This window comes from Variovorax brevis, assembly GCF_030317105.1.
Classification (GTDB): Bacteria; Pseudomonadota; Gammaproteobacteria; order Burkholderiales; family Burkholderiaceae_C; genus Variovorax; species Variovorax brevis.
The window spans coordinates 1-19,528 of sequence record NZ_JASZYG010000010.1; the positions used below are offsets into that span (position 1 = coordinate 1).

Sequence of the window (19,528 nt, forward strand, 5' to 3'; positions counted from 1 at the left end):
GGGCGCCAGCCGCGCCGCCGTCGACGCAGGCTACGCCCCCAACGACTGGCAAGTGGGCCAGACCGGCAAGATCGTCGCACCGCAGCTCTACATCGCCGCCGGCATCTCGGGTGCGATCCAGCATCTGGCCGGCATGAAGGACTCCAAGGTGATCGTGGCGATCAACAAGGACGAGGAAGCGCCGATCTTCTCGGTGGCCGACTACGGCCTCGTGGCTGACCTGTTCACGGCCGTTCCAGAGCTGGTCAAGGCTCTGTAAGGAACACGGTTCAACAGACGTCCTCAAGGGCATCGTTCGCGATGCCCTTTTCGTATCCGCAAACACTCCATCGTTTTCCGGGAGACAAGACATGAGCTACATCGCCCCCATCAAGGACATGCTGTTCGACATCGAACACCTTGCCCGCATCGACCAGGTTGCCCAGTTGCCGGGCTTCGAAGACGCCGGCCTGGAAACCGCCCAAGCCGTGCTCGAAGAGTGCGCCAAGTTCAACCAGGACGTGATCGCGCCGCTGAACGTGGAGGGCGACCGCAATCCCTCGACCTTCAAGGACGGCGTCGTCACCACCACGCCGGGCTTCAAGGAAGCCTATCAACAGTACGCCGCGGGCGGCTGGCAGGGCTTGCAGCAGTCGCCTGACTTCGGCGGCCAGGGCTTGCCCAAGACCATCGGCGCAGCCTGCCTGGAGATGCTCAACTCCGCCAACATGAGCTTTGCGCTGTGCCCGCTGCTGAGCGAAGGCGCCATCGAGGCGCTGACCATGGCCGGCACCGACGAACTCAAGGCAACCTACCTCGAAAACCTGGTGAGCGGCAAATGGACCGGCACCATGAACCTGACCGAGCCGCAGGCCGGCAGCGACCTGGCCTTGGTTCGCACCCGCGCCGAGTCGCAGCCCGATGGCACCTACAAGGTCTTCGGCACGAAGATCTTCATCACCTACGGTGAGCACGACATGGCCGAGAACATCGTGCATCTGGTGCTGGCCCGCGTGCAGGGTGCGCCTGAAGGCGTCAAGGGCATCAGCCTGTTCGTGGTGCCGAAGTTCCTCGTGAACAAGGACGGCTCGCTGGGCGCGCGCAACGACGTGCACTGCGTGAGCATCGAGCACAAGATGGGCATCAAGGCATCTCCCACGGCGGTGCTGCAATTCGGCGACCACGGCGGCGGCATCGGCTATCTCGTCGGCCAGGAAAACCGTGGTCTGGAGTACATGTTCATCATGATGAACGCCGCGCGCTACGGCGTGGGCATGCAAGGTATTGCGGTGGCCGAGCGCTCCTACCAGCACGCGGTCGCCTATGCACGCGAGCGCGTCCAGAGCCGCCCGGTCGATGGCTCCATCAACGCCAGCGCGGCAATCATTCATCACCCGGACGTCAAGCGCATGCTCATGACGATGCGCGCGCAGATCGAAGGATGCCGTGCCATGGCCAGCGTGGCCGCTGCCGCCTACGACGCCGCGCACCACCATGCCGACGCCGACACGCGCAAGCAGAACCAGGCCTTCTACGAATTCATGGTGCCGCTGGTCAAGGGCTACAGCACCGAGATGAGCATGGAAGTGACCTCGCTGGGCGTGCAGGTGCACGGCGGCATGGGCTTCATCGAGGAGACCGGCGCGGCGCAATACATGCGCGACGCCAAGATCCTGACGATCTACGAAGGCACGACGGCCATCCAGGCCAACGACCTCGTCGGCCGCAAGACGGCGCGCGACGGCGGCCAGACCGCCAAGGCGATTGCCAGGCAGATCGAGAAGACCGAGGCCGAACTGGCAGAGCAGGGCAGCGATGACGCGAAGGCCGTGCTGTCGCGCCTGAAGGCCGCGCGCGAGGCTTTCGTCAAGGTGGTCGACTTTGTCGCCGGCCAGACCAAGGCATCGCCCAATGCGGTGTTCGCTGGCAGCGTGCCCTACCTGATCCTCTCGGGCAAGCTGGCGGCTGGCTGGCAACTCGCGCGTTCCCTGCTGGTGGCGAAGGAACTCGCCGCCAAGGGCCAGGACGTCGACTTCATGAACGCCAAGATCGTCACCGCGCGCTTCTTTGCCGAGCACATCCTCAACGGCGTGCCGGCCACGGCCGACAGCGTCGTGAACGGCGCCGAGAGCGTGACGGCGCTGGCGCTCGAAGCGTTCTGATTCGGGGCGGCTCGCCGCCCCCTTGGGCCTGCAATACCTGTCTCGCAACGGACGGGTGTTGCAAGGTTCAACACCTATCAATAGATCCCTGTTTCACGTACTCCGGAGACTTCATGTCCAAGCTGCCGCCCGTGCTCGCGAACCTGCCATTGCCCATCATTGGTTCGCCGCTGTTCATCATCAGCAACCCCAAGCTCGTCATTGCCCAGTGCAAGGCCGGCGTGGTGGGTGCCATGCCGGCGCTCAATGCACGTCCGGCCTCGCAGCTGGAAGACTGGCTCGCCGAAATCACGGAAGAACTGGCCGCCTGGAACAAGGCCAACCCGGACAAGCCGGCCGCGCCTTTTGCCATCAACCAGATCGTGCACAAGAGCAATGACCGCCTCGAGCACGACATGGAAATGGTCGTGAAGTACAAGGTGCCGATCGTCATCACCTCGCTGGGTGCACGCACCGACGTGAATGACGCGGTGCACAGCTACGGCGGCGTGACGCTGCACGACATCATCAACAACAAGTTCGCGCGGAAGGCCATCGAGAAGGGCGCCGACGGCATCATCGCCGTGGCAGCCGGCGCGGGCGGCCATGCGGGCGTCAAGAGCCCCTTTGCGCTGATCCATGAAATCCGCCAGTGGTTCGACGGCCCCATCGCGCTGAGCGGCTCGATTGCGACCGGCGGCGCCGTGCTGGCCGCACAGGCCATGGGTGCCGACTTTGCGTACATCGGCACCGCCTTCATCGCCACGCACGAAGCCCGCGCGAGCGACGAATACAAGAAGGCCATCGTCGAAGGCAACTCGGACGACATCGTCTATTCGAACCTGTTCACCGGCGTGCACGGCAACTACCTGGCGCCTTCCATCCGCGCCGCGGGCATGGACCCGGAAAACCTGCCGCAAGGCGACGTGAAAACGATGAGTTTTTCCGGGGGCGAGGGCTCCAAGGCCAAGGCGTGGAAAGACATCTGGGGTTCGGGCCAAGGCATCGGCGCCATCACCGAAGTGACGGACGCCGCCGCGTTCGTCGAAAAGCTCAAGCGCGAATACCAGCAGGCGCGTCAACGACTCGCGCTCTGAAGATGAGCCTCGCGCGGCCCGTGTCGGCGACAGCGCCCGGCGCTGGCCGAATGCCCTTGCTGGACATGGCCAAGGGGGTGGCGTGCCTGCTCATCGTCGGCCATCACCTGTGTCGCTATGGTCCGATGCCCGTCGGAGTGGAAACGCTCGCGCCTGCCCTGGTGAACTGGCTGGCGCAAGACGGCCGGCTGGCGGTGCAGATCTTCCTGGTGATTGCCGGATTCCTGGCGGCGGGCTCGCTCGCGCCCGATGGCGTGTTGCGTGCGGACCAGCCGCTCCGGCGCATCGTCCAGCGATATGGCCGCCTGGCCATGCCCTACCTTGCGGCGCTGTGCGTGAGCGTGTTGGTGGCGGCGCTCGTGCGGCCGTGGTTCGATGACGAAGCCGTGCCCGCCGCACCGACCATGGCGCAACTGGTGGCGCATGGGCTGCTGCTGCAGGATTTGCTGGGCTATGAGGCGCTGTCCACCGGCGTCTGGTATGTGGCCATCGATTTCCAGCTCTTCGTGCTGGCCCTTGCGGTCATCGCGGGGGCGGATTGGCTTGCGCGGCGCGGGAGTGTGCACGCGGCCAATCCGGGTTGGCTGACGGCGGCGCTGGTGCTGGCGCTGGTGTGTGCGTCGCTGACGGTGTTCAACCTGCACGACGAACTCGACAACACCGCCTTCTATTTCTTTGGCGCCTACGGGCTGGGCATGCTGGCGTTCTGGATCGGCCGTGCGCGCCGCGACAGCACCTGGCGCATCGCCGTTTCGCTGCTGGCGATGCTGGGCCTGGCAGCGCTCGCGTGGGACTGGCGCAGCCGCATCGCCATCGCCGTGGCCAGCGCGCTGACGATCACGGTGGCGCAGCGACGCGGCTGGTTGTCGATGCCGAAATGGCTCTTTTCCGGCACGCCCTTTCTGTGGCTCGGACGGATTTCCTATTCGCTGTTCCTGGTGCACTTTCCCGTCATCCTGCTGGTGAACGCCGCAGTGGCGCAGCTCGGCATGCATTCGCCGTGGATCGATGCGCTCGGCATGTTCATGGCGGTGGCCTTGTCCATGGTGGTGGCGAGCCTCTTGTATCGATGGGTCGAATCGCGGCCCGCCTCCTGGAAAACCATGCTCGCGCTGGTGGCGGGCCTGTTGCTGTGCGGTGTGCTGGTTGCTGCTTGAGACGGCGCTGAGCAAGTCCTGCGGGGACCGCGCATCCCCGGTGCGCGCCTTCGCGGGGACTTGAACCCGGTCTCCTAAGTACAGGGCAGGGTGTGTCCAACGTTATGATTTCGGGAAATTTCAGAAAAAACTGAAAATTCAGAATATTTAACAATGTCGCATGACGCTTCCGCCGCCGCGCAACGCATCCGGGACCAGGCCACCAGGTTCCAGGCGGGCGCCATGCTTCATGTGCTGGCCTCCCTGTTGTGGATCGCGCAGGCGGCGCTCGTGGCGTGGGCCGTGCAGCGAATGGCCGCGGGGCTCGATCTGCGGACCTTGTGCATCTGCGCCGCAGGCGTGCTGGCCTTGGGCATCCTGCGTTCGGTGTTCGAGGCGCAGGGCGCTCGCAGGGTGTTCACGAAGGCCCGTGCGCAGCTGAGCGAGCTTCGGCTGGAGGTGGCCACGTCGCTGGGTTCACGCTCGCCGCTGGATCGCGCTCGGCCTGCATCCGGGCTGGCCGCCAGCGCAATGGCCGAGCAGGCAGAAGCACTCGTTCCCTATCTGACGCGCTACCAGCCGGCGCGCTGGCGCGTCAACGTCGTGCCCCTGGCGATTCTTGCGTTCGTGTTGAGCCTGTCATGGACAGCCGCGATCGTGCTCGCGCTGACGGCACCGCTGATCCCGCTTTTCATGGCCATCGTCGGCTGGCGCGCCAAGGCGGCGAGCGATGCGCAGATGCTGGAGCTCGGCGGCATGAACGCCTTCCTGCTGGACCGCCTTCGCGGCCTGAGCACGCTGCGTGCGTTGGGCGCCGTCGACGCCACTGCCCTGCGACTGCGTGAGTCCGCACGCACGCTGGGGCAGCGCACGATGGCCGTCTTGCGCATCGCCTTTCTTTCCTCGGCGGTGCTGGAGCTGTTTTCCGCGCTGGGCGTGGCGATGGTGGCGGTGTATGTCGGCTTTCATCTGCTCGGTCAACTGGACTTCGGCACCTGGAGCGGGACCTTGAGCCTTGGTGAAGGCCTGTTCATCCTCCTGCTGGCGCCCGCCTTCTATGAGCCCCTGCGGGAGCTGTCCGCCGTGTGGCACGACCGCGCCGCGGGCGAGGCTGCACTCGCCGCCATCACGCACATGACCCGCGGCGGGGTGCCGCTGCCGGGGGCGGGTGCGGGTAAAGTGCTTCAAGCGTCGCAGGTTGATGCGGCTGCGGGACCGCCTTCGGTCCACATCCGCGATCTGGTCTTCTCGCATCCGGGCGAGGTGGCCTTCCTTGACGATCACTCGCTGGAGATCCAGGCCGGCGAGCATGTTGCGCTGCTGGGGCCCAGCGGTTCGGGCAAGACGACCTTGCTGGCCTTGATCGCGGGCCTTGTTCCGCCACGGGCGGGCAGCATCGAGATCGGTGGCGTGGCGCTGACGGATCCGTCAGCCCATGCGCTGCGACAGCGCATGGCATGGATGGGCCAGCGGCCGCACATCTTTGCCGGCTCGGTGCTGGCCAATGTGTCCATGGGCCGCGCCGACGTGCAGCGCAGCGACGTGCAGGATGCGGTCCGATTTGCCGCGCTGGAATCCGTCGCGCAGGCGTATCCGGGGGCTGCACTGGGCGAAGGGGGCTCGGGCCTGTCGGGCGGCGAGGCCGTGCGCGTGGCGCTGGCGCGGCTGGCCGTTCGCACGCAAGCGGACCTCTTGCTGGCGGACGAGCCCACGGCTCACCTGGATACCGACACGGCCCTTCGGGTGGCCGATGCACTGGTCGCGCTGGCCAAGGGCAAGACGCTCATCGTGGCCACGCACGATCCGATCCTGGCGAGCCGCATGCATCGCGTGATCCGCGTCGGCGCCTCCCATGAGGAGCAGGTGCTGACATGAGCCCAGCCAAGCCGCCAACGCCCGAGCGCGACAACGCCAGCCGTCGCGCAATCCGCGACCTGCGCGCGGTGCTTCGGCCATTCTTCTCGGCGCGACCAGGCATGCTGGCGCTCGGCGCCGTGCTCGCGGCGGCGACGGTGATCATGGGCATGGCCCTGCTGGGTTTGTCGGGCTGGTTCATCACCGCCACCGCGATTGCGGGCCTGACGCCTGTCAGCGCGATCGTCTTCGACGTCTTCATGCCGTCGGCCGGCATCCGCCTGCTGGCGATCGGCCGCACGTTCTCGCGCTACGGCGAGCGCCTGACGACGCATGACGCCACGTTGTCCGTCACGGCCGGGCTGCGCGAGCGGCTGTTTCGCGGATGGGCGCAACCCGGGGCGGCGCGCCGCCTGCTGGTGCGACCGGCGCGGCTGCTGTTTCGCCTGACCGGCGACATCGATGCGCTGGAGTCGCTTTACCTGCGCGTGCTGGTGCCGGCGGCAGCGGCGCTGGGCGCGGCGGTGGTCGCGGGCTTCGTCTTCGGGTTCGTGAACGTGTGGATGGGCGTTGTCATGGCGGTGTGGCTTGTCGCCACGGGTTGGGGCATTGCCCTGGTCATTGCGACCCGTGCGCGCCGCGCGTCCATGATGCGCGGGCTGGGGCTGGAGAGGCTGCGTGCGCGCGTGGTGGACCTGGTGGCAGGTCAAACCGAACTGGTCATGGCCGGGCGCATGCAGGCGCAATGCGAAGCCGTCGCCAACGCGGATCGGCGCCTTGCGCACGCCGACCTCTTGCTCAACCGGTTGGAGACGCAGTCCGGCGCGGCGTATGGCGTGACGGGCGCGCTCACGCTCAGCGCAACGCTGCTGGCCGCCGGCGTTCTGGTGGAACGTGGCGCTATCGGCGCGCCAGTGGCTGCGCTTTTGCTGCTGCTGGCGCTGACGGCCACCGAGCCCTTTGCGGCGCTTCGTCGCGGCGCTTTGGAAATGGGGCGCACCTGGCTCGCCATCCGACGCGTGGCGCCGCGCATGGAGACGGATGGCAGCCAACACGCGCCTGCGCTGGCGCCTGAAGGCATCGAACTCGATGGCGTTTCACTTGCGCATGCCGGAGGCGCCGGCGTTGCCGTGCGTTGCCCCGAGCTTCGTATCGGGCCGCATGAACGCGTCGCCCTCATCGGCCCCAGCGGCGCGGGCAAGTCGACCTTGCTGGCGGCCATCGCAGGCGAGATGGCGCCGGCCACGGGAACGGTTCGCGCCGCGCCGGCGAGCTGGCTCACGCAACGCACCGAGCTGTTCCAGGATTCGCTGCGCGACAATCTGCGCCTTGCCTGTGCAACGGCCGACGATGCGCGACTGTGGTGGGCGCTCGAAGAAGCGGGCCTTGCCGACGACGTGCGGGGCATGGCGCACGCGCTCGATACGCGTTTGGGAGAGGGCGGCCTCGGGCTGTCGGGCGGTCAGGCCCGACGCCTGGCGCTGGCGAGGCTGCTCATCAAGGATGCCGGGTTCTGGCTGCTCGATGAGCCGACGGAAGCATTGGATACTGTCACCGCGCACGACGTTCTGAATCGACTGGGCAACCAGTTGTCCGGACGCGGCCTTGTGATCGCAACGCACTTGCGACGCGAGGCCGCAATGGCAGACCGGTTGTTGTGCTTTGAAGGGGGGGATCTTGTTGCCGACCTACGTCGGGGAACGCCGCATTTCGATGCGGCGCTCACCGCGCTGCGACAGGATTGATCGGGAGGGTTGCCTCGTGCAACCAATAACTAAAAAGGGGGGGAAATCCACATGGATCTCGATATCGTGGGGCTATCGCGACTTCAGTTCGCGCTCACGGCGCTTTATCACTTTCTGTTCGTGCCTTTGACCATCGGGCTGGCGATCCTGCTGGCCATCATGGAGACGGTCTATGTCATGACGGGCCGCACCATCTGGCGCGACATGACGAAGTTCTGGGGCGGGCTGTTCGGCATCAACTTCGCGATGGGTGTCGCCACCGGCATCGTGATGGAGTTCCAGTTCGGCATGAACTGGAACTACTACAGCCACTACGTTGGCGACGTGTTCGGTGCGCCGCTGGCCATCGAAGGGCTGATGGCCTTCTTCCTGGAAGCGACCTTCGTCGGCCTGTTCTTTTTTGGCTGGGACCGGCTGTCGAAGGTGGGCCATCTGATCACCACCTGGGCGGTGGCCATCGGCACCAACTTCTCGGCGCTGTGGATTCTCATTGCCAACGGCTGGATGCAGAACCCCGTCGGCGCCGCCTTCAATCCGCAGACGATGCGCATGGAGGTCACGAACTTCTTCGAGGTGCTGACCAACACGGTGGCGCAGGCCAAGTTCGTGCACACCGTCTCGGCCGGCTACGTGGTGGCGTCGATCTTCGTGCTGGGCGTGTCGGCCTGGTATCTGCTCAAGCGCCGCAGTCCCGAACTGGCCAAGCGCTCGATGACGGTGGCTGCCTCGTTCGGGCTCGCCTCGGTGATGTCGGTCATGCTGCTCGGCGACGAAAGCGGCTACCTCTCGACCGAGCACCAGAAGATGAAGCTGGCGTCCATCGAGGCCATGTGGGAGACCGAGCCTGCACCGGCCGCCTTCACCGCCTTCGGCTTTCCTGACCAGGAGAAACGCGAGACGCACTTCGCCGTCCACATTCCCTGGGTGATGGGGCTCATCGGCACGCGTTCGCTCGACACCGAGATCGCGGGCATCAACGACCTCGTGAAGGGCGCCGAGATCAAGATCCTCGAAGGCCTCAAGGCCTACGATGCGCTTCAGAAGATCCGCGCCGCCGGCAGTCCCGACAAGGTGCCGCTGCATGTGAAGACCACCTTCGAACTGTACGGCGCGGAAATGGGCTACGCGCTGCTTCTTCAACGCTACGTGGACGACCCGCGGCGCGCCACGCCGGAGCAGATTTCCAAGGCGGCCTGGGACACCGTCCCGCAAGTGGCGCCGCTGTACTGGTCCTTCCGCATCATGGTGGGGCTGGGGGTGTTCTTTGTTCTTCTGCTCGGCACCTTCTTCCTGCTTTCCGCGCAGCGCAAGCTCGACAAGCACCGCTGGCTTCTTCGCATCGCAACCTTTGCCGTGCCGCTGCCATGGATTGCTGCCGAGTGCGGCTGGGTCGTGGCCGAACTGGGGCGACAGCCGTGGGTCATCGAAGGCGTTCTGCCGACCGCGGTGGCCGTTTCCAACCTGAGCGCCTCCACGGTGCTCGCGACCATCTGCGGCTTTGCGCTGCTCTACACCGTGCTCTTCATCATCGAGATGAAGCTCATGTTCAAGGCCATCAAGAAAGGGCCCGAAGCGTACATCGAACATTCCCCCGCCACCCAGCGTGGCGGCTCCTCAACCATTGCCGCGGAGTAAGCCATGGTCCTGCATGAACTGATTTCTTATGACGTGCTTCGCATGATCTGGTGGTTGCTCGTGGGCGTGCTGCTCGTGGGCTACGCCGTCATGGATGGCTTCGACCTGGGCGTGGGCATGCTGCTGCCCTTTGCCGGCCGCAACGACCTGGAGCGCCGGGTGGTCATCAATTCGGTGGGCCCGGTGTGGGAAGGCAACCAGGTGTGGCTGGTGGTGGGCGGGGGCATGATCTTTGCGGCGTGGCCGCAGGTCTATGCGGTCTCGTTCTCCGGGATGTACGTGGCGATGTTCGCCATCCTGCTCGGGCTGATCCTGCGGCCCGTGGGCTTCAAGTTCCGCAGCAAGCGGCCCGAAGCCGCATGGCGTGCGCGCTGGGATTGGGTGCTGTGCTTCTGCGGCGTGCTGCCGACATTCGTGTTCGGCGTGGCCATGGGCAACGTGCTGCAAGGCGTGCCCTTCCGGCTGGAGCCGGACATGCAGATCTACTACACCGGCACCTTCATGGGCTTGTTCAGCCCCTTTGCGGTGCTGTGCGGTCTGGTGTCCATTGCCATGCTGCTGATGCACGGCGCTGCGTGGCTGCAAGTGAAGTCGGATGGCCAGGTGGCGATGCGTGCCCGACGCTACGGCAGCCTCGCTGCCTTGCTGACGATCGCGCTGTATGTGCTGGCCGGCATGATGCTCTACCAGTCCGTGATGGGCTACCAGATCACCAGCCCGGTGATGCCGACCGGGCCGTCGAACCCGCTGCTCAAGTCCGTCGGCCGGCAGGAGGGCGCGTGGTTTGCCAACTATGCGGCGCATCCCCACCTCTTCGCGGTGCCTGCCCTCGGCATTGCGGGGGCGGCCCTGGCCTTCGTCTGCATGCTGGCGCGGCGGGCACGCACGGCCTTCCTGTTCACTTCGGTGGCCATTGCGGGCATCGTGCTGAGCGTGGGCGCCTCGATGTTCCCGTTCATCCTGCCTTCGTCGATCGATCCGCGTGCGAGCCTCACGGTGTGGGATTCGTCATCGAGCCATCTGACGCTGTTCATCCTGCTGGTGTGCGCGGCCATTTTCCTGCCCATCATCATGGCCTACACCAGCTGGGTGTACTCGGTCATGCGCGGCAAGGTCGATGCCAAGGCCATCGCAGAAGACCGCGGCCACGCCTACTGAAAATCAACAAAAGAAATCAAGGGACTCAAGCATGTGGTACTTCTCCTGGCTGTTGGGGCTGCCGCTGGCAGCCGCGTTCGCGGTGCTCAACGCAATGTGGTACGAGCTGATGGACGACGAGGCCACCCGCCACGACAAGCTCGACTCGCCCCCGCACTGACCTGCCGCCGCGGCGGCGCCGTTCAGGCCTGCCGTTTGCCCGCTCCCGGGCGGGTCGCTGCCTTGGGCGCGGGTGGCGCAGCGCGCCGGGCCGGCGTTGCCGGCTTGGCCGGCTTGGCCTGTGCCACGGTCGCGATGGCGCCCGTCAGGCGATCCTTGGCGCCGAGCACCTTGCTCGCCGCCGCGCCCATGTCCATGAGCCGCATGACAGTCTCGGGCGTGAGACGCTGCACGTCGTCGAACCACTTCATCAGGCGGTCGAGCAGGTCGTGCATGTCGCGCATGCGCTGCTGCGCATGCTGCTCTTCCGGGGTGAACACATCTTCCAGCAAGGCGCCGCGCAGCATCGACAGGGTCGGGTCGATCTCGCGGCGGCGACGTTCAGCCGCGAGCAGGCGAAAGATCTCCCAGACGTCTTGCGGTGCTTCGAAGTATTCCCGGCGGTCACCGGGGTGATGGCGCAGGCTCACGAGTCGCCAGGCCTGCAGCTCCTTCAGGCCCATGCTCACGTTGGAGCGCGAGAACTCCAATTGCTCGGCGATCTCGTCCGCATTGAGGGCGCGCTGCGAAATGAAGATCAGCGCATAGATCTGGCCGACGGTGCGGTTCAGGCCCCATCGGCTGCCCATTTCTCCGAAGTGGGACACGAACTGCTGGTTGAGAGGAGGTATGTGCGCGCCTTGATGAGCCATGCGCGCATTGTCGTCCGGGAACGCCGGTCATTCACGAATGACTGAAAGATCAGTCAAACCAGACAGTTCAGGATGCTGGCGAGGTCAGGACTGCGGCCAGGGCGTCGGCGCCGGCACCTGCGCCGCCGGCTCGACGTCGATGCTCTTGAAGTCCGCGGGGGAGACGATCTCCAGGTATTCCATGTCCGGCGAATAGTCGAAGAGAAAGTGCCGGATGCCCGGCCGCTGGTGCACCACGTCGCCGGCTTCGACCAGGGTTTCCTTGTCCTCGTACATGAACCTGGCCCAGCCCTTCATCATGATCACGATCTGGAAATCCGCTTCATGGCGGTGCCAGCCCGTGCCCGTTTCCGGTGCCATGTTGGCCTTGACCAGGTGCGCGATCACCTGTCCGTTGGTGGCTTCGGCGATGCCGAGGTCGCGATACAGGAAGAAGTCTCGCAATCCACCCGAGACGAACTGCGTGTCGCCGGGTTTGATGTGGGAAAACTTGGTCGCGGTCTTGTCCAGCATGGGGCGCTCCTTCGGTGGCAGTGACGATGGTGCGGCGCAGCATGCATAAAGTGTTCCTCGCGCTCGAACGTTGGCAGATGTTGATGCTTCACGACGAGACTTGCCTGAGCACGTCGATGACCTGCCTTGAACGGTCGAACCGGGCCGAATCCTTCGATGAAGGCGGCAGTTCGCGTGCGGCAGTCATGGCCTGAGAATCACGGCGTCGGTGCCGCGGGCCAGCGTGCGCCGGGCCTGCAACACGACCGGAAGGTCCACCATGCGGCCATCGAGTTGCACGGCCGCGCCGCCTGCCTGCGCATCGGCGGCGATCACGCGGCGTGCCCAGTCGAGTTCCTGTTCGGTTGGAGCCAGCGCCTGGTGGATCACGGGCACCTGGCGCGGGTGGATGCAGAGCTTGCCGCCGAAGCCGAATCGCAGCGCACGGTGTGTGTCCTCGCGCAGGCGTGCTTCGTCGCCGATTTGCACCGTCACGCCATCGATGGCGGGAGCGAGCCGGTTCAGGCGCGTGGCGATGGCAATCGCGAAGCGAAGCGGCGCCAGTTCGGTTTCCTGTGCATCGCATTGCAGGCCGATATCGGCCATGAAGTCGATGTTGCCGACCACCAGACGGAGGACGCCGGGTGCGGCAGCCAGCGCGGGCAGGGCGGCGTAGCCGGCTGCGCTCTCGATGATCGGCAGCAGCGCGATGCCGCGCAGGCGCTCATGCACCTCGGCCAGCGCTTGCGCCGATTCGACCTTGGGCAGCATCACGGCTGCGGGCGATGGCAGGCGCTTGAGCCAGGCCAGGTCCTGCTCACCCGCATCGGTGTCGGACGGGTTGGTGCGCACCACCAGGGGAACGCCGAGGGCTTGCAACTGCCCCCATTCGCGCTCGATGGCCTCGCGCGCCGATGCCTTCTCCAGGGCGGGAACGCTGTCCTCCAGGTCCAGGATGACGGCGTCTGCGCCACTGCGAAGGGCCTTCCCGAACAGTGCCGGCCGGTTGCCCGGGGCGAACAGCAGGCTGCGCGCAAGCGCACAGCGGTTCGTCATTTCAGTGCTCAACATGAACTCCTCAGGCAGCAGCCAGATGGGACAACACAAGCGATCGCAAGACCGGCAGGCGCCCCGTGAAAAAGTGATCGACGCTCGGCACGACCATGATGGGTTGGCCTTGAGGCCGGCCCGTCGATGAGCATCGTGCCGGTTTCGAAGTGCGCTTGTGCCATGGCTGAACCGAACAGACCTGCGTTGCTGCACGTCAATCGGCGAACTGTCCTGCCGCCTTGATGACGGGTGCGTAGCGCGCGGTTTCCTGCGTGAGCCACGTTTGCAGACCCGCGGGCGACTGCTTGGCCTCCGGCACGACGACAGCACCCAACTCGTCCATGCGCTTCGCGACCCCTGGATCCACCAGCGCGGCCCGCAGCGCCGCGCCGAACTTGTCGATGGCTTCCCTGGGTGTGCCCTTGGGTGCATAGATGCCGTGCCAGACGACGATTTCGGAGCCCTTGAGTCCCTGTTCGGACAGCGTCGGTGCATCCGGCATCGACTTGATCCGCGCGGTCGTGGTGACGCCGTACAGCTTCACCGAGCCCGCCTTGATGTATTGCGTGGTCGACGTCGTCTGGTCGCACAGGAGGTCGACCTGTCCGCCGAGCAGTGCATTCATCGCCGGACCGGTGCCTTGATAGGGAACCGTCGTGATGTTCGCCCCCGTTGCTTGCCGGAAGAGCATGCCGCAAAGGTGCGAGACCGCGCCCAGCCCTGCATGCGCCAGCGTGACCTTGTCGCCGTTGGCCTTCAGATAGGCGCGCAACTCGTTGAAGTCCCTGGCGGGCAGATCCTTGCGGCCAATGAGCGTCATCGGCACGTCGATGACCTGGCTCACGTAGTCGAAGTCGGTGAGCGGGTTGTACGACAGCTTGCGGTACAGCGCCGGCGCCGTCGCCATGCCGTTGTGGTGGATCAGGAAGGTGTAGCCGTCGGGCTTGGCCTTGGCGGTGTAGTTGGCGGCGATCGTGCCGCCGGCGCCGGTCTTGTTCTCGATCAGCACTGGCTGGTTGAGCGTGCGGCTCATGGCGGCGCCGAGCGTGCGCGCCACCAGGTCGGTCGGACCGCCGGCAGAAAACGGCACGACGAGCGTGACGGGCTTGTTCGGATAGGCCTGTGCCCACGCAGCCGGCGATGAGAGCGCGGCAACCACGGCAATGGCGCAAGCGCTGGTGATTTGAGGGCAAGCGGCGCCGCGCCCGGACAAGGTGTTTTTCATGATGTCTCTTTCCTTGTTCAGATGGCTTTTTCGCTTCGCATCGTCTCGATCGCGTCGGGGCTGAAACCCAGTTCCGCAAGGATCGATCCGGTGTGTTGGCCCAATGCGGGAACGGCGTCCATGCGGGGCGCGAAGCTCTGGTCCTGGCCGGGGGGCAGCAGGGCGGGAACGGGGCCCGTCGGCGTTTCGACTTGCGCCCAGCGTCCCCGTGCCTTGAGTTGGGGATGCACCCACACGTCCTTCATGTCGTTCATGGCCGCGTTGGCAATCTGGGCGTCGTCGAGCCGCGCGATCACCTGCTCCGCGCTCAGGCCCGCGAAGCTCTCGACGATGATGGCGCGCAGTGCTTGTCGCGCTGCCGTGCGCTTCGAATTCGATGCAAAGCGTTCGTCGGTTGCCAGTTCGGGGCGTTGCAGCACGAGGCGGCAAAAGGCCTCCCATTCACGCTCGTTCTGAAGGCCCAGCATCACGGTCTTGCCATCGCCTGCGGGGAAGGGACCATAGGGATAGATCGTCGCGTGCGAGGCGCCGGCGCGTGGCGGCGGCATGGCGCCATCGAAGGCGTAGTACAGCGGGTAGCCCATCCACTCGACCATGCTCTCCAGCATCGAGACATCGATGCGGCAGCCCTTGCCGGTACGCCCGCGCTGGATGAGGGCCGACAGGATGTTGGTGTAGGCGTACATGCCTGCCGCAATGTCTGCAATCGAGCAGCCGGCTTTCGCGGGTTCGTCCGGCGATCCGGTGATCGACAGGAAGCCCGATTCGCTCTGGATCAGCAGGTCATAGGCCTTCTTGTCGCGATACGGCCCCTTGTTCTGCGGGTCATCGCCGTAGCCCGAGATGTCGCAGACGATGAGCCTCGGGTGCTTCTCGCACAACGCCTCGTACGACAGCCCCAGGCGAGCCGCGGCACCCGGTGCCAGGTTCTGCACCAGCACGTCGGCACCTTCGATCAGCTTCGCAAGAACATCCCGGGCCTGCGCATGCTTGACGTCGAGCGTGAGGCTTTCTTTCGAGCGATTGGTCCAGACGAAGTGCGATGCCATGCCGCGCACGCGCTCGTCATAGGCGCGGGCGAAGTCGCCGCTGCCCGGTCGCTCGACCTTGATGACGCGTGCGCCAAGGTCGGCCAGTTGCCGCGTGCAGAAGGGCGCGGCAATCGCTTGCTCCAGCGTGACGACGGTGATTCCATCGAGGGGTCGCATGATCGACTCCTTCAGAAAGACCGCGGCAGGCCAAGCAGGTGCTCGGCCACGTACGCGAAGATGAGGTTCGTCGAGATCGGTGCCACCTGATAGAGCCGCGTCTCGCGGAACTTGCGCTCGATGTCGTATTCGTTCGCAAAGCCGAAGCCGCCGTGCGTCTGCATGCAGACGTTGGCCGCTTCCCACGATGCCTTTGCAGCGAGGTACTTGGCCATGTTGGCCTGCGCACCGCAGGGCTGGTTGGCGTCGAACAGTTCCGCCGCCTTGAAGCGCATCAGGTTGGCTGCTTCGATCTCGATGTAGGCATCGGCGATGGGAAACTGCACGCCCTGGTTCTTGCCGATCGGCCGGTCGAACACGATGCGCTCGTTCGCGTACTTCGTGGCCCGGTCGATGAACCAGTACCCGTCGCCGATGCACTCGGCAGCAATCAGCGTGCGCTCGGCGTTCAGGCCGTCGAGGATGTACTTGAAGCCCTTGCCTTCTTCGCCGATGAGGTTCTCTTCGGGAATCTCGAGGTTGTCGAAAAAGAGTTCGTTCGTCTCGTGGTTCACGAGGTTGGGAATGGGCCGCACGGTCATTCCCTTGCCGATCGCGTCCTTGATGTCCACGATGAAGATCGACATGCCCTCGGACTTCTTCCTGACTTCGGCCAGCGGCGTGGTCCGCGCCAGCAGGATCATCAGGTCGGAGTGCTGCACGCGCGAGATCCAGACCTTCTGGCCGTTGACGACGTAGCGGCCGTCCTTCTTCACCGCGGTGGTCTTGATCTTGGTGGTGTCGGTGCCGGTCGTCGGCTCGGTGACCGCCATCGACTGGATGCGCAGCTTGCCCGCGGCGATGCGCGGCAGGTACTTGTCCTTCTGCGCCTTGCTGCCATTGCGCAGCAGCGTGCCCATGTTGTACATCTGGCCGTGCACGGCGCCGGAGTTGCCGCCGCTGCGGTTGATCTCTTCCATGATCACGGTCGCGGCCGTGAGACCCAGGCCGGTGCCGCCGTACTCCTCCGGGATCATGGCGGCGAGCCAGCCGGCTTCCATCAGGGCATCGACGAACTTTTCGGGGTACGCGCGTTGCTCGTCGACCTTGCGGAAGTACTCGTCGGGGAATTGCGTGCACAGGTGGCGCACGGCATCACGGATTTCCTGGTGCTGGTCGGCTTCGTTCAACATGAATGTCTCCTGGTGGGGTGTTGGTGGCGTGGGGTTCGGCGGTGCGGGTCAGGCGAGGGTGGCGGTGGCTTCCATCGCCAGTGCGCCGTCGGTGTGCCGGGCCCAGAGCCGGACGGTGCGACCGTCTTCGCTGCGGCGGCCGCACACCTGGAATGGCGCCAGGTCGAAGGTCGGCTTCATGGCCTTGAAGGCGAAGTGCTTGACCGTGGCGTCAGGCAGGTTGCGGCGCAACAGGTCGAGCAGCAGCGTGGCGATCAGCGGCCCGTGGACGACGAGGCCCGGATAGCCCTCGACTTCGGTAACGTAGCGGCGGTCGTAGTGGATGCGGTGCCCGTTGAAGGTCAGCGCGGAGTAGCGGAACAGCAGCACGTCGTCGGGCTGGATCGTGCGCACCCATTCATGCCCGGTGGGCGCAGCCTGCACGGGCGGCACCGGGTCGCCGGGCTTGGGGTTGTCGCGGTAGACGATGTCGTGCTCATCGACGATGGCCACGCCCTGTTCGTCAGATATCTCGTGGCGCACGCGCACGAAGATCAGCGTGCCGCTGCGGCCTTCCTTGCCGCTGACATCGGCGATCCGCGAGTCGCGACGGATGGTGCTGCCAACGGCAAGAGGGCGGATGAACTCGATCCGGCTGCCTGCCCACATGCGGCGCGGCAGCGGCACCGGCGGAAGAAATCCGCCGCGTTGCGGATGGCCGTCGGCACCGATCTCCGATTGCCGGTGCATCGGCAGGAAGTACAGCCAGTGCCAGCACGGCGGCACCGCATCGCCCGGCTGTGGCGCGGCGTCGTCGCGGTCCAGCGTCGCAGACAGCGCCTGCACCGGCGTGGCCGTGGCGATGTCGGTGCGCGATTCGGTGCGGCCGATCCAACTGCGCAGGTGTTCGATGTCGATGGTCATTCAGAGTCTCCTTCTGTTCTCGCTGAGGTGAATTCTGGTTGCCGGCGGGATATTTGTGAAATACATTGTTGGCCTACGAGCTAGATGGAAAACACATAGCCATGGAACTGCGGCAACTGCGGTACTTCGTCGGTGTGTGCGAGGCCGGTAGCCTGTTGCAGGCGGCCAGCCGCCTGCACGTCGCACAGCCTGCGCTCGGGCAACAGATCGCCGCGCTGGAAGACGAAGTCGGCGGCAAGCTGTTCGAGCGTTCCAGCCGCGGCATGGCGTTGACCGAGGCCGGGCGAACCTTTCTTGAACATGCACGGGTGGTGCTCGCCGATGTGGAACGTGCGCGCCTGTCAGTGCGCGACGCCAGTGCCGTGCCGCGTGGTGATGTCGCCATCGGCCTGCCCACGACCATTTCGCTGCTGGTGTCGGTGCCGCTGCTGCGTGCCTGCCGTGAGCGCCTGCCGCAAGTGCGCCTGAAGGTGGTGGAGGCGTACAGCGGCTTCTTGAGCGAGTGGCTGCGGGGCGGACGGCTTGACCTTGCGATCCTCTTCGGCGACGCGACGGAACCCGCCCTTGCGAAGCGTGCGCTGCTTGAAGAACGACTGGCGCTGGTGACCCATGCCAATGGACCCCGCACCGCCGCGCGCATTTCGCTGGCCAGGCTTGCGGCCCACCCCATGATCCTTCCGGGTCGCGAGCACGGGCTGCGCCGCATCATCGACCAGGCGTGCATGGCCGCATCGGTCGAACTCGACGTGATCGCCGAGATCGACTCGCTGCCCAGCGTGAAGAAGGCCGTCGAAGCGGGCATTGGCAGCACCATCCTTTCGTTGTCGTCGGTCGCCGAGGAAGTGGCGGCGGGGAAGCTTCGGGCCTCTGTCATTTCCGATGAAGGCATGACGCGGCGGGTGGTGTGTGCGACCAACGTTGCCCGTCCGTCCACGCCGGCCAGCACTGCGGTCATTGCAATGGCCCTGGAGTTGATCCGGGAGATGGTCGATTCAGGCACTTGGCCTTCGCGCTGGATCGACAACGGCGGCGGCCGGTGAATGCGCTGGCGGCCCCAGGCTGGCGACCACTGCGTTGATCAACAGCTCGCGCTCGTGAAGGGCAGGCGGCACGGCACCCGGGCACGAAGGGTATATAACCACCGCCTCTCTCACCAAGGAATATCGAACATGGGCGCGCAGTGGAAAGCAAAACATAAAGACCTGGCCGCCAATGCCAAAGGCCGGCTCTTCAGCAAGCTGTGCAAGGAAATCATGATCGCGGCGCGCGCCGGGGCTGACCCGGCGTCCAATTCGCGCTTGCGTCTGGTCGTGGAGCAGGCACGCAAGGTCTCCATGCCCAAGGACACGCTCGACAGGGCCATCAAGAAGGGCGCGGGCCTTTCCGGCGACGCGGTGCACTTCGACCATGTCATCTACGAAGGCTTCGCGCCGCATCGCGTGCCGGTGATGGTCGAGTGCCTCACCGACAACGTGAACCGCACGGCGCCTGAAATGCGCGTGCTGTTCCGCAAGGGCCAGTTGGGGACTTCCGGCTCCGTGTCCTGGGACTTCGACCACATCGGGATGATCGAAGCCGAACCGTCAGCAGCCGGCGCAGACCCCGAACTCGCGGCCATCGAAGCCGGTGCGCAGGACTTCGAAGCCGGGGAGGAGGGCGTGACGCTGTTCCAGACCGAGGCGGCCGACCTGGACATCGTGAGCCGCGCATTGCCCGCTCACGGCTTCAGCGTGCTCTCGGCCAAGCTGGGCTACAAGCCGAAGAATCCCATTGATCCGGCCAGCCTCAGCGCCGACCACCTGGAAGAAGTTGAAGCCTTCCTGGCAGCAATAGATGCCAACGACGACGTGCAGAACGTCTTCGTTGGCCTCAAAGGCTAGCG

At 65.5% G+C, this 19,528-nt stretch carries 19 protein-coding genes; 12 read left to right on the forward strand and 7 right to left on the reverse strand.

Annotated elements, in window-relative coordinates; genetic code table 11:
* From QTI66_RS26905 to cydX, 9 genes are all read left to right on the forward strand, one after another.
* Positions 1-259, forward strand: a 259-nt coding sequence (locus tag QTI66_RS26905; protein ID WP_286563218.1) for an electron transfer flavoprotein subunit alpha/FixB family protein, incomplete at its 5' end; no start/stop codon positions are given.
* A gap of 91 nt (positions 260-350) precedes the next feature.
* Entirely contained in the window at positions 351-2,141 is a 1,791-nt protein-coding gene (locus QTI66_RS26910) for an acyl-CoA dehydrogenase (RefSeq protein ID WP_286563219.1), read from the forward strand.
* 113 nt (positions 2,142-2,254) lie between these two features.
* Complete coding sequence (locus QTI66_RS26915; protein ID WP_286563220.1) at positions 2,255-3,217, forward strand: NAD(P)H-dependent flavin oxidoreductase; 963 nt, start codon at positions 2,255-2,257, stop codon at positions 3,215-3,217.
* 50 nt (positions 3,218-3,267) lie between these two features.
* Positions 3,268-4,374, forward strand: a complete 1,107-nt coding sequence (locus QTI66_RS26920; protein WP_286563221.1) for an acyltransferase family protein — start codon at positions 3,268-3,270, stop codon at positions 4,372-4,374.
* A gap of 153 nt (positions 4,375-4,527) precedes the next feature.
* A complete protein-coding gene (gene cydD, locus QTI66_RS26925) occupies positions 4,528-6,228 on the forward strand; it encodes a thiol reductant ABC exporter subunit CydD (RefSeq protein ID WP_444815052.1) in 1,701 nt (566 codons plus the stop codon).
* Positions 6,225-7,952, forward strand: a complete 1,728-nt coding sequence (locus tag QTI66_RS26930) for an amino acid ABC transporter ATP-binding/permease protein (protein ID WP_444815053.1) — start codon at positions 6,225-6,227, stop codon at positions 7,950-7,952. Before cydD ends, QTI66_RS26930 begins: the two co-directional genes overlap by 4 nt.
* Positions 7,953-8,003: 51 nt before the next feature.
* Positions 8,004-9,587 (forward strand): cytochrome ubiquinol oxidase subunit I, encoded by a 1,584-nt coding sequence (locus QTI66_RS26935; protein ID WP_286563222.1) that lies wholly within the window; start codon positions 8,004-8,006, stop codon positions 9,585-9,587.
* A gap of 3 nt (positions 9,588-9,590) precedes the next feature.
* Positions 9,591-10,745, forward strand: a complete 1,155-nt coding sequence (gene cydB / locus QTI66_RS26940) for a cytochrome d ubiquinol oxidase subunit II (protein ID WP_286563223.1) — start codon at positions 9,591-9,593, stop codon at positions 10,743-10,745.
* A gap of 31 nt (positions 10,746-10,776) precedes the next feature.
* A complete protein-coding gene (gene cydX / locus QTI66_RS26945) occupies positions 10,777-10,905 on the forward strand; it encodes a cytochrome bd-I oxidase subunit CydX (protein ID WP_286563225.1) in 129 nt (42 codons plus the stop codon).
* A 22-nt stretch (positions 10,906-10,927) separates the two neighbouring features.
* Here cydX and QTI66_RS26950 read toward each other — a convergent pair whose 3' ends face one another.
* A complete protein-coding gene (locus tag QTI66_RS26950; protein WP_286563226.1) occupies positions 10,928-11,596 on the reverse strand; it encodes a GbsR/MarR family transcriptional regulator in 669 nt (222 codons plus the stop codon).
* An 84-nt stretch (positions 11,597-11,680) separates the two neighbouring features.
* Complete coding sequence (locus tag QTI66_RS26955) at positions 11,681-12,109, reverse strand: cupin domain-containing protein (RefSeq protein ID WP_286563228.1); 429 nt, start codon at positions 12,107-12,109, stop codon at positions 11,681-11,683.
* Between the two features lie 14 nt (positions 12,110-12,123).
* Here QTI66_RS26955 and QTI66_RS26960 point away from each other — a divergent pair, with 14 nt between their 5' ends.
* Entirely contained in the window at positions 12,124-12,303 is a 180-nt protein-coding gene (locus QTI66_RS26960; protein ID WP_286563229.1) for a hypothetical protein, read from the forward strand.
* On the opposite strand, the gene QTI66_RS26965 is transcribed toward QTI66_RS26960, so the two are convergent.
* From QTI66_RS26965 to QTI66_RS26985, 5 genes are all read right to left on the reverse strand, one after another.
* A complete protein-coding gene (locus QTI66_RS26965; RefSeq protein WP_286563230.1) occupies positions 12,293-13,159 on the reverse strand; it encodes an HpcH/HpaI aldolase/citrate lyase family protein in 867 nt (288 codons plus the stop codon). The two genes, QTI66_RS26960 and QTI66_RS26965, sit on opposite strands and share 11 nt — an antisense overlap.
* Positions 13,160-13,352: 193 nt before the next feature.
* Positions 13,353-14,363: a tripartite tricarboxylate transporter substrate-binding protein gene (locus QTI66_RS26970; RefSeq protein WP_286563231.1), complete on the reverse strand. Its 1,011-nt coding sequence runs from the start codon at positions 14,361-14,363 to the stop codon at positions 13,353-13,355.
* 17 nt (positions 14,364-14,380) lie between these two features.
* The gene (locus QTI66_RS26975) at positions 14,381-15,571 is read right to left on the reverse strand and encodes a CaiB/BaiF CoA transferase family protein (protein ID WP_286563233.1); all 1,191 of its coding nucleotides are present in this window, start codon (positions 15,569-15,571) and stop codon (positions 14,381-14,383) included.
* An 11-nt stretch (positions 15,572-15,582) separates the two neighbouring features.
* Positions 15,583-16,743, reverse strand: coding sequence for an acyl-CoA dehydrogenase family protein (locus QTI66_RS26980; protein WP_286563234.1), 1,161 nt, complete (start codon positions 16,741-16,743; stop codon positions 15,583-15,585).
* 48 nt (positions 16,744-16,791) lie between these two features.
* Positions 16,792-17,646, reverse strand: a complete 855-nt coding sequence (locus QTI66_RS26985; RefSeq protein WP_286563236.1) for an HTD2 family dehydratase — start codon at positions 17,644-17,646, stop codon at positions 16,792-16,794.
* Positions 17,647-17,747: 101 nt separating this feature from the next.
* Here QTI66_RS26985 and QTI66_RS26990 point away from each other — a divergent pair, with 101 nt between their 5' ends.
* Together QTI66_RS26990 and QTI66_RS26995 are read left to right on the forward strand one after the other, a co-directional pair.
* Complete coding sequence (locus QTI66_RS26990) at positions 17,748-18,686, forward strand: LysR family transcriptional regulator (RefSeq protein ID WP_286563239.1); 939 nt, start codon at positions 17,748-17,750, stop codon at positions 18,684-18,686.
* A 129-nt stretch (positions 18,687-18,815) separates the two neighbouring features.
* Positions 18,816-19,526, forward strand: coding sequence for a YebC/PmpR family DNA-binding transcriptional regulator (locus QTI66_RS26995; RefSeq protein WP_286563240.1), 711 nt, complete (start codon positions 18,816-18,818; stop codon positions 19,524-19,526).
* Positions 19,527-19,528: the final 2 nt, after the last annotated feature.